Origin of the sequence: Kluyvera sp. CHPC 1.2972, from assembly GCF_036759925.1 — a bacterium.
GTDB lineage: Bacteria > Pseudomonadota > Gammaproteobacteria > Enterobacterales > Enterobacteriaceae > Kluyvera.
Genome location: NZ_JAPKIB010000008.1, coordinates 31,928 through 45,351 on the forward strand (window position 1 = coordinate 31,928; position 13,424 = coordinate 45,351).

The following is a 13,424-nucleotide window of genomic DNA, read 5'->3' on the forward strand; positions in this document are numbered from 1 at the left end:
CGCATGTCTGAATTGCCTCTTACTCTTCGTGCCGCACGCCATCTTCACCTTGCGGCACTGGGGTTGCTTACCCGCCCACGCCGTCAGCCCAAAGCGGGCGATATCCTTCCTGCCATCCGGCAAATGTCCCTGTTACAGATAGACACCATCAACGTGGTGGCGCGCAGCCCCTACCTGGTGCTGTTCAGCCGCCTTGGCGCCTACCCATTAACCTGGCTTGATGATGCGCTCTCTCGTGGCGAACTGATGGAGTACTGGGCGCACGAAGCTTGTTTTCTGCCGCGCAGTGACTTCACGCTGGTTCGTCACCGCATGCTGTCACCACATAATATGGGCTGGAAGTACCATCAAAGCTGGATGGACGAACATGCCGAGGATATCGCGGCCCTGAAATCCCATATTGCCGAAAACGGCCCGGTTCGCTCGGCCGATTTTACCCATCCGCGTAAAGGGGAGAGCGGGTGGTGGGAATGGAAGCCGCACAAGCGCCATCTCGAAGGGTTGTTTACCGCTGGAGAGGTGATGGTTATTGCGCGGCGGAACTTCCAGCGTGTTTACGACCTGACTGAACGGGTTATGCCGCATTGGGATGATAAGAAACAGGCGCTGCCGCAACCGCAGGCTGAAGCCGTGATGCTGGAAAACAGCGCCCGCAGCCTGGGCATTTTTCGCCCCGAGTGGCTGGCTGACTACTATCGCCTGCGTCGACCAGACTTAGCCACACTGCTGGCCGGGTGGCAGGAACGGCAGTTGGTGGTTCCGGTCAACGTCGACCAGCTTGGCGAGATGTGGGTCCATCACAGCCTGCAACCGGAGCTGGTGCGTGCGGCGGAAGGCAAGCTTAATGCTACGCACAGTGCGGTGCTTTCACCGTTTGATCCCGTGGTGTGGGATCGCAAACGTGCAGAGCAGTTTTTCAACTTCACCTATCGTCTGGAGTGCTACACGCCAGCGCCAAAACGCCAGTACGGCTACTTCGTGCTGCCGTTGTTGCATCGTGGGGAGCTTGTCGGGCGTATGGACAGCAAAATGCATCGTGCTGAAGGCGTGCTGGAGATTTTTGCACTGTATCTGGAAGCGGGTGTACGCGTTAGCCAGCAGCTTGAAAAGGGACTCATGATGGCGATTAACGATTTTGCTCGCTGGCAGGGGGCGACACGGGTGATGCTCGGAACGGTCGCTGAAAAACTCTTTAGTGAACAACGACACGGATGGGAGATTGACGCAGGCCGGTAGCGCTCTATGATATGCTGCACTGGTTTTCGATACGGCCCATCAGGAGGAACCATGGATCACCGTCTACTTGAAATTATTGCCTGCCCGGTTTGCAACGGTAAACTCTATTACAGCCAGGACAAGCAAGAACTGATTTGCAAACTTGATAATCTGGCGTTTCCCCTGCGTGACGGTATCCCCGTATTGCTGGAAAACGAAGCCCGCGTCTTAGCTGCTGAAGAGAACCGCCCATGAGTTTTGTCGTGATTATTCCGGCTCGCTTTGCCTCTACGCGCCTGCCAGGTAAACCGTTACAGGACATCAACGGTAAGCCGATGATTGTGCACGTGCTGGAACGCGCACGTGAATCCGGGGCGGATCGCATCATCGTAGCGACCGATCATGCCGAAGTGGCAAAAGCTGTGGAAGCGGCGGGCGGTGAAGTATGCATGACCCGTGCCGATCATCAGTCCGGAACCGAACGTCTGGCGGAAGTGGTCGAGAAATGCGGCTTCAGCGATGACACCGTTATCGTTAACGTCCAGGGCGACGAGCCGATGATCCCAGCGGTGATTATCCGTCAGGTGGCGGATAATCTGGCGGCCAGTCACTCCGGTATGGCAACGCTGGCGGTACCGATTCATGACGCCGAAGAAGCTTTCAACCCGAATGCGGTGAAAGTGGTGATGGACAAGGACGGCTATGCGCTTTACTTCTCCCGCGCCACCATTCCATGGGATCGCGATCGTTTTGCCAAAAGCCGTGAGGAAATTGGCGACACGCTGCTGCGCCATATTGGTATCTACGGCTACCGTGCCGGGTTTATTCGCCGTTACGTGAACTGGGCACCGAGCCCGCTGGAGCACATCGAAATGCTCGAACAACTGCGCGTGCTGTGGTACGGCGAAAAAATTCACGTTGCTGTGGCGAAAGAAGTACCGGGAACGGGCGTTGATACGCCAGAAGACCTGGAGCGCGTTCGCGCTGAACTGAAGTAATCCTCTCGCCCCTCCATCGCGGGGGGGCTATTCTCGCCTGAGTATTTCCTGACTTTCTGTTGCAATTTTGATCTTGTCTGGTGAAATTCACTTTTCATATGCTCATTATGAAAGCAATGGCTTTTATAGGGGTAATCGACATGGAACAGCTACGTGCAGAACTCAGTCACCTGCTGGGCGAATCGCTCAGTCGCGTGGAACGTATCAACGAGCAGACGGATACCGCGCTATGGTCGCTTTATGATGCCGAAGGAAATCCTATGCCGCTGGTGGCACGGAGCTTTTCATCGCCGGGCGTGGCGCGTCAATTGGCGTGGAAAATCTCCATGCTGGCACGCAGCGGTACCGTACGAATGCCGGTGGTGTATGGGGTGATGACCCATGAAGAGCACCCGGGGCCGGACGTATTGCTGCTTGAGCGCCTGCGCGGCGTGCCGGTGGAGGCGCCAACCCGTAACCCGCAGCGCTGGGATGCGCTGAAAGATCAAATTGTTGAAGCGCTGCTGGCGTGGCATCGGGTAGACAGTTCGGGCTGCGTGGGCTTTGTCGACGGCACGCAGGAAAATAGCTGGCCGCACTGGTATCGCCAGCGCATTGAAGTGCTGTGGGGAACGCTCAATCTCTACCAGAATACCGGCCTGACCATGCAGGATAAGCGGCTGTTGTTCCGCACTCGTGAGTGTCTGGACGCACTATTTGAAGGTTTTAGCGATAACTGCGTGCTGGTGCACGGACATCTGACTCTGCGCAGCATGCTGAAAGATTCACGCAGCGACCAACTGCTGGCGATGGTGGGACCGGGGGCGATTCTCTGGGCCCCGCGGGAGTATGAACTGTTCCGTCTGCACGACAGCGGACAGGCGGAACAGCTATTATGGCACTATCTCCAGCGCGCGCCGGTGGCGGAAGCATTTCTCTGGCGGCGCTGGCTCTATCTATTATGGGATGAAGTTGACAAGCTGGTTAATACCGGCAAATTCAACCGCGCCAGCTTTGACCTTGCTGCAACGTCACTGCGCCCCTGGCTCGCCTGAGTCTCCTTTCAACCACTGCCAGATACGCCCCAATGTCTCATAGCCGACCCGGTCGCTGTGCATCAGCCAGACCGGGGAAGGGATGATACGCTCCCACGGGTTAAGCGGTGACGTAATGGCTAACTGGTTGGCAGGCGCTGGGAGTGGGTGCAACCCCGCGTGCTGGAAGAAGATCATGGCGCGCGGCAGATGCGAGGCGGAGGTGACCAGCAGGAACGGCGCATCGCCTATTGCGGCCTTGACGGCGCTAGCCTCTTCTTCGGTATCTTTTGGCGTATCCAGCACGATAATCTCGCTGCGCGGCACGCCCAGACTCTCAGCCACTCGAGCCCCCGCCTCTGCGGTACTCACCGTATTGGTTATTGCTCGTGCGCCGGTAAAGATCATTTTCGAACCCGGATTGGCCTGCCACAGGCGCATGCCCTCCGCCAGTCGCGGCAGGCTGTTGTTGATCAGGTTCGAACTTGGTGCCCACTCCGGGTTCCAGGTGTACCCACCGCCGAGTACAACCACGTACTGCACCGGCTGCTCGCCGTGCCAGGTAGGATACGTATCCTCAATCGGTTTAAGCAGCCTATCCGCTACGGGCTGTAAGCTAAGCAGCAGCAGGACTATCCATCCCAGGGTAATGGCGGATTTGCCCATTTTTTGAAAGCGGGTGAACCAGACCAGGATTATTCCCAAACCTATCAATAACAGAAGCAGTGGCAGCGGCAGCATCATGCCGCCGATATACTTTTTCAGCATAAAAAGCATTCGGTACCGTTCCTTTTTTAACCATCTGACCATATGAATGCAGCGATATTACACCAGATAGCTTCATTATCGCCGTGGGTGTGACAAAATAGCCCCTTTGTCACTGGCGATGTGAGGATGTCCTGTGAAGGATCGCAATTTCGATGACATTGCGGATAAGTTTTCCCGCAATATATACGGCACCACGAAGGGACAGCTGCGCCAGGCTATTCTGTGGCAAGATCTTGACGCCCTGCTGGCGAAAATGGGGCCGCAGCCGCTGCGTATCCTGGATGCTGGCGGCGGCGAAGGCCAGACGGCCATCAAAATGGCGGAGCGCGGGCACCATGTGACGCTCTGCGATCTTTCTGCTGAAATGATCGACCGAGCAACTCAGGCCGCCAGCGAGAAAGGTGTGAGCCACAACATGCATTTCGTACAATGCGCGGTCCAGGACGTGGCGGAGCATTTGGAAAGCCCGGTTGATCTGATATTGTTTCACGCTGTGCTGGAGTGGGTGGCTGAACCGCAGGACGTGCTTAAAACGCTGTGGTCGGTGCTTCGTCCGGGCGGCGCATTATCATTAATGTTCTACAATGCAAACGGCCTGTTGATGCGTAACATGGTGGTCGGCAACTTCGATTACGTGGCGCTGGGCATGCCAAAAAAGAAAAGACGTACGCTGTCGCCGAACTACCCGCGCGACCCGCAGCAGGTCTATGGCTGGCTGGAAGCGATTGGCTGGCAAATTAACGGGAAAACCGGTGTGCGGGTGTTTCATGACTATCTGCGCGATAAGCAGATGCAAAAGAACAGCTTTGACATGTTGCTGGAGCTTGAAACGCGCTATTGCCGCCAGGAACCTTATATTAGCCTGGGGCGCTATATTCATGTCACCGCGCTTAAGCCGCAGACAGAAACAAGGATAAACGATGAGTGAATTTTCCCAGACAGTCCCCGAGCTGGTTGCCTGGGCCAGGAAAAACGATTTCGCCATTTCGCTACCCGTCGATAGGCTCTCGTTTTTGCTGGCTATTGCAACGCTGAACGGTGAACGACTGGAAGGTGAAATGACGGAAGGCGAGCTGGTGGATGCGTTTCGTCACGTCAGTGATGCGTTTGAGCAAACCAGTGAAACCATCGGCACTCGCGCCAATAACGCGATTAACGACCTGGTTCGCCAACGTCTGCTGAACCGCTTTACCAGCGAAATCACGGAAGGGAACGCCATCTATCGTCTGACCCCGCTGGGGATCGGCATCACCGACTACTATATACGCCAGCGTGAATTCTCCACTTTGCGCCTCTCCATGCAGTTGTCGATTGTCGCCAGCGAACTGAAGCGCGCGGCGGATTCCGCCGACGAGGGCGGCGATGAGTTCCATTGGCACCGTAACGTTTATGCGCCGCTGAAATACTCGGTGGCGGAAATTTTCGACAGTATCGATCTGACGCAGCGCATCATGGATGAGCAACAGCAATCGGTGAAAGACGACATCGCGCAGCTGTTGAATAAAGACTGGCGTGCGGCGATCTCCAGCTGTGAACTGCTGCTCTCTGAAACGTCCGGCACCCTGCGCGAACTGCAGGATACGCTGGATGCGGCGGGCGACAAGCTGCAGGCTAATCTGCTGCGCATTCAGGATGCCACGCTGAGCCATAACGATCTGCACTTTGTCGACCGGCTGGTATTCGATCTACAAAGCAAACTTGACCGCATCGTGAGCTGGGGCCAACAGGCGATTGATCTGTGGATTGGCTATGACCGCCACGTGCATAAATTTATTCGTACCGCTATCGATATGGATAAAAACCGCGTCTTTGCCCAGCGTCTGCGCCAGTCGGTGCAGTCTTACTTCGACGCGCCGTGGGCGCTCACCTACGCCAGCGCTGACCGTCTGCTGGACATGCGTGATGAAGAGATGACGTTGCGCGATGAAGAAGTCACCGGGGAACTTCCGCCGGATTTAGAGTACGAAGAATTTAACGAAATTCGCGAACAGCTCGCCGCGCTAATTGAAGAACAGTTGGCTATCTATCGAACCAAACAGCTGCCGCTGGACCTCGGTCTGGTGGTGAAAGAGTACCTGGTGCAGTACCCGCGCGCGCGTCACTTCGACGTGGCGAGGATCGTGGTAGACCAGGCGGTACGTTTGGGCGTGGCGCAAGCAGATTTCACCGGACTGCCGGCTAAATGGCAGTCGATTAATGATTACGGAGCCAAGGTACAGGCGCATGTCATCGACAAATATTGAACAAGTGATGCCGGTTAAACTGGCACAGGCCCTGGCCAACCCCCTTTTTCCTGCGCTGGATAGCGCGTTGCGCGGTGGTCGTCACATCGGTCTGGATGAACTGGACAACCACGCCTTTTTGATGGATTTCCAGGAGTATCTGGAAGAGTTTTATGCTCGCTATAACGTGGAGCTTATTCGCGCGCCGGAAGGGTTCTTCTACCTGCGTCCGCGCTCCACCACGCTGATTCCTCGCTCGGTCTTATCCGAACTGGACATGATGGTCGGCAAAATTCTTTGCTACCTCTATCTCAGCCCGGAACGTCTGGCGAACGAAGGCATCTTCACCCAGCAGGAGCTGTATGACGAACTGCTGGCATTGGCCGACGAAGCCAAACTGCTGAAGCTGGTCAACAACCGCTCCACGGGTTCTGACCTCGACCGCCAGAAGCTGCAGGAGAAGGTGCGTTCCTCGCTCAACCGCCTGCGCCGTCTCGGAATGGTGTGGTTTATGGGGCATGACAGCAGCAAATTCCGCATTACCGAATCGGTGTTCCGCTTCGGTGCTGACGTTCGCTCCGGCGATGACGCGCGAGAAGCGCAGCTGCGTATGATCCGCGATGGCGAAGCGATGGCTATCGAAAACCATCTGCAGCTCAATGACGAGAACGACGATAATCAGCAGGATAGCGGGGAGGAAGAGTAATGATCGATCGCGGTAAATTTCGTTCGCTAACGCTGATTAACTGGAACGGGTTCTTTGCCCGTACCTTCGACTTAGATGAACTGGTGACCACGCTCTCGGGCGGTAACGGTGCCGGTAAATCCACCACCATGGCAGCCTTCGTCACGGCGCTGATCCCAGACTTAACCCTGCTGCACTTCCGTAACACCACGGAAGCCGGAGCCACCAGTGGCTCTCGCGATAAAGGTCTGCACGGTAAGCTCAAGGCGGGCGTCTGCTACTCAGTGCTGGACGTCGTGAACTCACGTCACCAACGCGTTGTCGTGGGGGTGCGTCTGCAGCAGGTTGCCGGGCGCGACCGTAAGGTCGATATCAAGCCGTTTGCGATTCAGGGTCTGCCGACCTCCATCCAGCCGACGCAGCTGCTGACCGAAACGATGAACGAACGTCAGGCGCGCGTGCTGAGCCTGCAGGAGCTGAAAGACAAGCTCGATACTATCGAAGGCGTGCAGTTCAAGCAGTTCAACTCGATTACCGACTACCATGCGCTGATGTTCGATCTGGGCATCGTCGCACGTCGTCTGCGCTCTGCGTCTGACCGTAGTAAATTCTACCGCCTGATTGAAGCGTCGCTGTACGGCGGTATCTCCAGCGCCATCACCCGCTCGCTGCGTGACTACCTGTTGCCGGAAAACAGCGGCGTACGTAAAGCCTTCCAGGATATGGAAGCGGCGCTGCGAGAAAACCGTATGACGCTGGAAGCGATTCGCGTTACCCAATCTGACCGCGACCTGTTTAAGCACCTGATTTCTGAAGCGACTGACTACGTGGCCGCGGACTACATGCGCCACGCCAACGAACGTCGCGTACACCTCGATAAGGCGCTGGAATATCGCCGCGAACTGTTCACCTCTCGCTCCCAGCTGGCGGCCGAGCAGTATAAGCACGTCGATATGGCCCGTGAGCTACAGGAGCACAACGGGGCAGAAGGGGATCTGGAAGCCGATCATCAGGCCGCCAGCGACCATCTGAACCTGGTGCAGACCGCTCTGCGCCAGCAAGAAAAAATTGAACGCTACGAAGCGGACTTAGATGAGCTGCAAATTCGTCTGGAAGAACAGAACGAAGTGGTTGCCGAAGCCGCCGAGCAGCAGGAAGAGAACGAAGCGCGTGCCGAAGCCGCCGAGCTGGAAGTGGATGAGCTGAAAAGCCAGCTCGCTGACTATCAGCAGGCGCTGGACGTTCAGCAGACGCGCGCTATTCAGTACACTCAGGCGCTGCAGGCGCTGGAGCGTGCAAAAGCCCTGTGTCATCTGCCGGACTTAACCCCGGAAAGTGCGGATGAATGGCTGGAAACCTTCCAGGCCAAAGAGCAGGAAGCGACGGAAAAACTGCTGACGCTCGAACAGAAAATGAGCGTCTCACAGACCGCGCACAGCCAGTTTGAACAGGCATTCCAGATTGTTGAAGCTATTAACGGGCCGCTGGCACGTAACGAAGCCTGGCAAGTGGCGCGTGAACTGCTGCGCGACGGCGTTAACCAGCGTCATCTGGCAGAACAGGCGCAACCGCTGCGCAGCCGTCTGAACGAACTGGAACAGCGTCTGCGCGAGCAGCAGGAAGCCGAGCGTCTGCTGGCTGACTTCTGCAAACGTCAGGGCAAACAGTACGGCATCGACGAACTCGAAAAGCTGCATCACGAGCTGGAAGCGCGTATTGCCGCGCTGAGCGACTGCGTAACTGATGCCCGCGAACAGCGCATGGCGCTGCGCCAGGAGCAGGAACAGCTGCAATCGCGTATCTCCGCGCTGATGCACCGCGCGCCGGTTTGGCTGGCAGCGCAAAACAGCCTTAACCAGCTGTGTGAGCAAAGCGGCGAGCAGTTTGAGTCCAGCCAGGATGTGACCGAATACCTGCAACAACTGCTGGAACGTGAACGCGAAGCCATCGTAGAACGCGATGAAGTTGGCGCGCGCAAACGTGCGGTGGATGACGAAATTGAACGTCTTAGCCAGCCTGGTGGTTCTGAAGACCCGCGTCTGAATGCGCTGGCGGAACGTTTTGGCGGCGTGCTGCTGTCTGAAATCTATGATGATGTCAGCCTCGATGATGCGCCGTACTTCTCCGCGCTGTACGGGCCGTCTCGCCATGCCATCGTGGTGCCGGATCTGTCGCAGATCGCCGAGTATCTGGAAGGGCTGGAAGATTGCCCGGAAGATCTCTATCTGATTGAAGGGGATCCGCAGTCTTTCGATGACAGCGTATTCAACGTCGATGAGCTGGAAAAAGCGGTGGTGGTGAAAACCTCCGATCGCCAGTGGCGTTATTCCCGCTTCCCATCGCTACCGCTGTTTGGTCGTGCTGCGCGCGAAAGCCGCATTGAGAGCCTGCACGCCGAGCGTGAAGGGCTGTCCGAACGTTTTGCGACTCTGTCGTTCGACGTACAGAAAACCCAGCGTCTGCATCAGGCGTTCAGTCGCTTTATCGGCAGCCACCTGTCGGTCGCGTTTGAGGACGATCCGGAAGCGGAAATTCGCAAACTGAACACCCGTCGCAATGAACTGGAACGTGCGCTCAGCAGCCATGAAAGCGACAATCAGCAGCAGCAGGCGCAGTACGAACAGGCGAAAGAGGGCGTGGCCCAGCTTAACCGCCTGCTGCCACGTCTGAGCCTGTTGGCTGACGAGACGCTGGCCGACCGCGTGGAAGAAATCCAGGAGCGTCTGGATGAAGCTCAGGAAGCCGCGCGCTTTATTCAACAGCATGGCAACCAACTGGCCAAACTGGAGCCGATCGTTGCTGTTCTGCAGAACGACCCGGAACAGTTTGAACAGCTGAAAGAAGATTATGCCTGGTCACAGCAGGTGCAGCGCGAAGCGCGTCAGCAGGCGTTTGCCCTGACGGAAGTGGTGCAGCGTCGTGCGCACTTCGGCTACTCTGACTCGGCGGAGATGCTCTCCGGCAATAGCGATCTGAACGAAAAACTGCGCGAACGTCTGGCGCAGGCGGAAAGCGAGCGTAGCCGCGCCCGTGAAGCGCTGCGTACCCACGCCGCGCAGGTCAGTCAGTACAGCCAGGTGCTGGCGTCGCTGAAAAGCTCCTATGACACCAAAAAAGAGCTGCTCAACGATCTGTATAAAGAGCTGAAAGATATTGGCGTACGCGCCGATGCGGGCGCCGAAGAGCGCGCGCGTATTCGTCGCGACGAACTGCACGCGCAGCTGAGCAACAACCGTGCGCGCCGCAATCAGTTGGAAAAAGCGCTGACCTTCTGCGAAGCAGAGATGGATAACCTGACCCGTAAGCTGCGCAAGCTGGAACGTGATTACCTCGAAATGCGCGAGCAGGTGGTGAGTGCGAAAGCGGGCTGGTGTGCGGTGATGCGTCTGGTGAAAGACAACAACGTTGAACGTCGTTTGCACCGCCGCGAGCTGGCCTATCTCTCCGCCGACGATCTGCGCTCCATGTCGGATAAGGCGCTGGGTGCGCTGCGTCTGGCCGTCGCGGATAACGAACACCTGCGCGATGTGCTGCGCATGTCGGAAGACCCGAAACGTCCGGAACGTAAGATCCAGTTCTTCGTCGCCGTTTATCAGCACCTGCGCGAACGTATTCGTCAGGATATCATCCGCACCGATGACCCGGTCGAAGCCATCGAACAGATGGAAATCGAACTGAGCCGTCTGACGGAAGAGCTGACCAACCGTGAACAGAAGCTGGCGATCAGTTCCCGAAGCGTGGCGAACATTATCCGTAAGACCATTCAGCGCGAGCAGAACCGTATTCGCCAACTGAACCAGGGCCTGCAGAGCGTGTCGTTCGGTCAGGTCAACAGCGTGCGTCTGAACGTTAACGTGCGTGAGACTCACTCGATGCTGCTGGATGTGCTCTCTGAACAGCACGAGCAGCATCAGGATCTGTTCAACAGCAATCGCCTGACCTTCTCGGAAGCGCTGGCGAAGCTGTATCAGCGTCTGAACCCGCAAATTGACATGGGTCAGCGGACGCCGCAGACCATCGGCGAAGAGCTGCTCGACTACCGTAGCTATCTGGAGATGGAAGTTGAGGTTAACCGTGGTTCCGACGGCTGGCTGCGTGCGGAATCCGGTGCGCTGTCGACCGGTGAAGCTATCGGTACCGGGATGTCGATTCTGGTGATGGTGGTACAGAGCTGGGAAGATGAAGCGCGTCGTCTGCGCGGTAAAGACTTGTCTCCGTGCCGTCTGCTGTTCCTCGATGAAGCGGCGCGTCTGGATGCCCGTTCTATCGCCACGCTGTTCGAACTCTGTGAACGTCTGGAGATGCAGCTGATTATCGCCGCGCCGGAAAACATCAGCCCAGAGAAGGGCACCACCTACAAGCTGGTACGTAAAGTGGTGAACAACCACGAACACGTTCACGTGGTGGGCTTGCGCGGCTTTGCCGCCCAGTTGCCGGAAACGCTGCCAGGCACCGCCGACGCATCGTAAAGTGCCGCCCGGTCGTCCAAAAGCGGCCGCGGGAAATGGCACTTAATCCGAAAACGACACCTAAGGCGACATTTATGTCGCCTTTTTTGTTATCCGTATTTAGCCTAGCGCGCGTTATTATCTTTAGACTTCTTTACATTTGACCGGGCAAAAAAGTTTTTGTCTTTATATACTGAAGGTAAGCCCACGTTACGGGTCTTCGTATATTTAACAGGGGGCAAGGGATGTTGCTGAAAAAAGAAAATGGTCGTCGGTTGTCAGCGGTAAGTTTATGTCTGGCGATGACGTTTGCTCCACTGTTTACCGCTGCTGCGGGCGAGCCAGAACTGGTGCCGTCTGACAGTAGCGCACTGCCTGCAGAGCCGTCACCGGTGCTGCTCCAACCGGGCGCGCAATCGCCCGTGATGGCGAACCTTGTCGGCACTACGCCACTGGCGGAAGGCGCGGCGGCAAAAAGCCGCGCTGAGATCCAGTCGTTACTGCCTGCCGGCTATCAACCCGTCTATATGAACCCGCTGGTGACGCTCTACGCTGCCCGCGAGATGAAACCCATGTGGGAGAACCGCGAAGCGGTTCGCGACTTCCAGCAGCAGCTTGCGGAAGTGGCCATTGCCGGTTTCCAGCCGCAGTTTACCCAATGGGTTGAACTGCTCACGAATCCTAACGTCAGCGGTATGGCTCGCGACGTCGTGCTCTCTGATGCGCTGATGGGCTATCTGCACTTCATTAGCGGTATTCCGGTTCAGGGTAGCCGTTGGCTGTACAGCGATAAACCTTACACCCTGGCGACGCCGCCGCTGTCGGTGATGAATAAATGGCAAATGGCGCTGGATAACGGCTCGCTGGTGCCGTTTATTACCGCGTTGGCGCCGAAGCATCCGCAGTATGCGGCGATGCATCAGGCGCTGCTTGCGCTGGTGGGGGATACCCGCCCGTGGCCGAAGCTGACCTCCACGACGGCGCTACGTCCGGGGCAGTGGAGCAACGACGTGCCTGCACTGCGTGAAATTCTGCAGCGTAACGGCGTGCTGGATACCAGCCCGGCGATCCCGCTACCGGGGGATAACGTTGGCAAAACGAAAAAAGCAGCGAAGAGCGGACCTGCGGCCTACGATCGTCAGTTGGTGGATGCGGTTAAGCGTTTCCAGGCGGCGCAGGGCCTAGGGGCTGATGGGGTGATCGGCGCTTCAACGCGGGATTGGCTTAACGTCTCTTCTGCAGAACGTGCGGGCGTGCTGGCGCTGAATATTCAACGTCTGCGTCTGCTGCCGGGGAAAGTCTCGACCGGGATTATGGTGAATATCCCGGCGTATTCGCTGGTCTACTACCTCAACGGCAACGAAGCGCTGGCCTCACGCGTTATCGTGGGTCGCCCGGATCGTAAAACGCCGATGATGAGCAGCGCGCTGAATAACGTGGTAGTCAACCCGCCGTGGAACGTACCGCCGACGTTGGCGCGTAATGATATCCTGCCAAAACTGCGTAATGACCCTGGGTATCTGGAGCGCCACAACTATACCGTGCTGCGCGGCTGGAACAGTAAAGAAACCATCGATCCGTGGCGCGTGGACTGGTCAACGATCACGCCGTCGAATTTACCGTTCCGCTTCCAGCAGGCGCCGGGTGACCATAACTCATTGGGTCGCTATAAGTTTAATATGCCAAGCTCAGATGCGATTTATCTGCATGATACGCCTAACCATAATCTGTTCCAGAAAGATGCGCGGGCATTAAGTTCGGGATGCGTGCGGGTAAATAAAGCCTCTGATTTAGCAAATATGCTGTTACAGGATGCTGGCTGGAATGACGCGCGTATATCTGATGCGCTGAAGGAAGGTAATACGAGATACGTTAATATCCGGCAGAATATTCCGGTTAATCTCTATTATCTGACAGCCTTTGTTGGCGCTGATGGTCAGACACAATATCGAACAGATATTTACAATTACGATGTCACGGCGCGATCCGGCGCACAAATTTTGCCAAAAGCGGAACAATTAATCAGATAAATGAAGTAGTTCAGGTAATGTAGTGGTCGAATAAAAAGCGTAGAT

10 protein-coding genes are annotated in these 13,424 nt (G+C 56.6%); 9 read left to right on the forward strand and 1 reads right to left on the reverse strand.

The features are described 5' to 3' along the window. Nucleotides 1-3 precede the first annotated feature (3 nt). From V6944_RS13975 to V6944_RS13990, 4 genes are all read left to right on the forward strand, one after another. Nucleotides 4-1,236 (forward strand): winged helix-turn-helix domain-containing protein, encoded by a 1,233-nt coding sequence (locus V6944_RS13975; protein WP_333499390.1) that lies wholly within the window; start codon nucleotides 4-6, stop codon nucleotides 1,234-1,236. 51 nt (nucleotides 1,237-1,287) lie between these two features. Continuing rightward, nucleotides 1,288-1,470 carry a protein YcaR gene (ycaR, locus tag V6944_RS13980; RefSeq protein ID WP_035892430.1) on the forward strand — a complete coding sequence of 61 codons (183 nt, stop codon included), beginning with the start codon at nucleotides 1,288-1,290 and terminating at the stop codon, nucleotides 1,468-1,470. After that, nucleotides 1,467-2,213 carry a 3-deoxy-manno-octulosonate cytidylyltransferase gene (kdsB, locus tag V6944_RS13985; RefSeq protein WP_333499391.1) on the forward strand — a complete coding sequence of 249 codons (747 nt, stop codon included), beginning with the start codon at nucleotides 1,467-1,469 and terminating at the stop codon, nucleotides 2,211-2,213. The genes ycaR and kdsB overlap by 4 nt, the downstream gene beginning before the upstream one ends. 140 nt (nucleotides 2,214-2,353) lie before the next feature. Next, the gene (locus V6944_RS13990; RefSeq protein WP_333499392.1) at nucleotides 2,354-3,247 is read left to right on the forward strand and encodes a YcbJ family phosphotransferase; all 894 of its coding nucleotides are present in this window, start codon (nucleotides 2,354-2,356) and stop codon (nucleotides 3,245-3,247) included. On the opposite strand, the gene elyC is transcribed toward V6944_RS13990, so the two are convergent. Further along, nucleotides 3,224-4,003: an envelope biogenesis factor ElyC gene (gene elyC, locus V6944_RS13995; RefSeq protein WP_333499393.1), complete on the reverse strand. Its 780-nt coding sequence runs from the start codon at nucleotides 4,001-4,003 to the stop codon at nucleotides 3,224-3,226. The genes V6944_RS13990 and elyC overlap by 24 nt on opposite strands. A 124-nt stretch (nucleotides 4,004-4,127) precedes the next feature. Here elyC and cmoM point away from each other — a divergent pair, with 124 nt between their 5' ends. From cmoM to ldtD, 5 genes are all read left to right on the forward strand, one after another. Next, nucleotides 4,128-4,922 (forward strand): tRNA uridine 5-oxyacetic acid(34) methyltransferase CmoM, encoded by a 795-nt coding sequence (cmoM, locus tag V6944_RS14000; protein WP_333499394.1) that lies wholly within the window; start codon nucleotides 4,128-4,130, stop codon nucleotides 4,920-4,922. Beyond that, nucleotides 4,915-6,237, forward strand: a complete 1,323-nt coding sequence (gene mukF, locus V6944_RS14005; protein WP_035892424.1) for a chromosome partition protein MukF — start codon at nucleotides 4,915-4,917, stop codon at nucleotides 6,235-6,237. The genes cmoM and mukF overlap by 8 nt, the downstream gene beginning before the upstream one ends. After that, complete coding sequence (gene mukE, locus V6944_RS14010) at nucleotides 6,218-6,922, forward strand: chromosome partition protein MukE (RefSeq protein WP_333495781.1); 705 nt, start codon at nucleotides 6,218-6,220, stop codon at nucleotides 6,920-6,922. Before mukF ends, mukE begins: the two co-directional genes overlap by 20 nt. Further along, a complete protein-coding gene (gene mukB, locus V6944_RS14015; RefSeq protein ID WP_333499395.1) occupies nucleotides 6,922-11,370 on the forward strand; it encodes a chromosome partition protein MukB in 4,449 nt (1,482 codons plus the stop codon). Before mukE ends, mukB begins: the two co-directional genes overlap by 1 nt. A gap of 224 nt (nucleotides 11,371-11,594) precedes the next feature. Next, on the forward strand, nucleotides 11,595-13,379 hold the full coding sequence (gene ldtD, locus V6944_RS14020) for a L,D-transpeptidase (protein WP_333499396.1): 1,785 nt from the start codon (nucleotides 11,595-11,597) through the stop codon (nucleotides 13,377-13,379). Nucleotides 13,380-13,424: the final 45 nt, after the last annotated feature.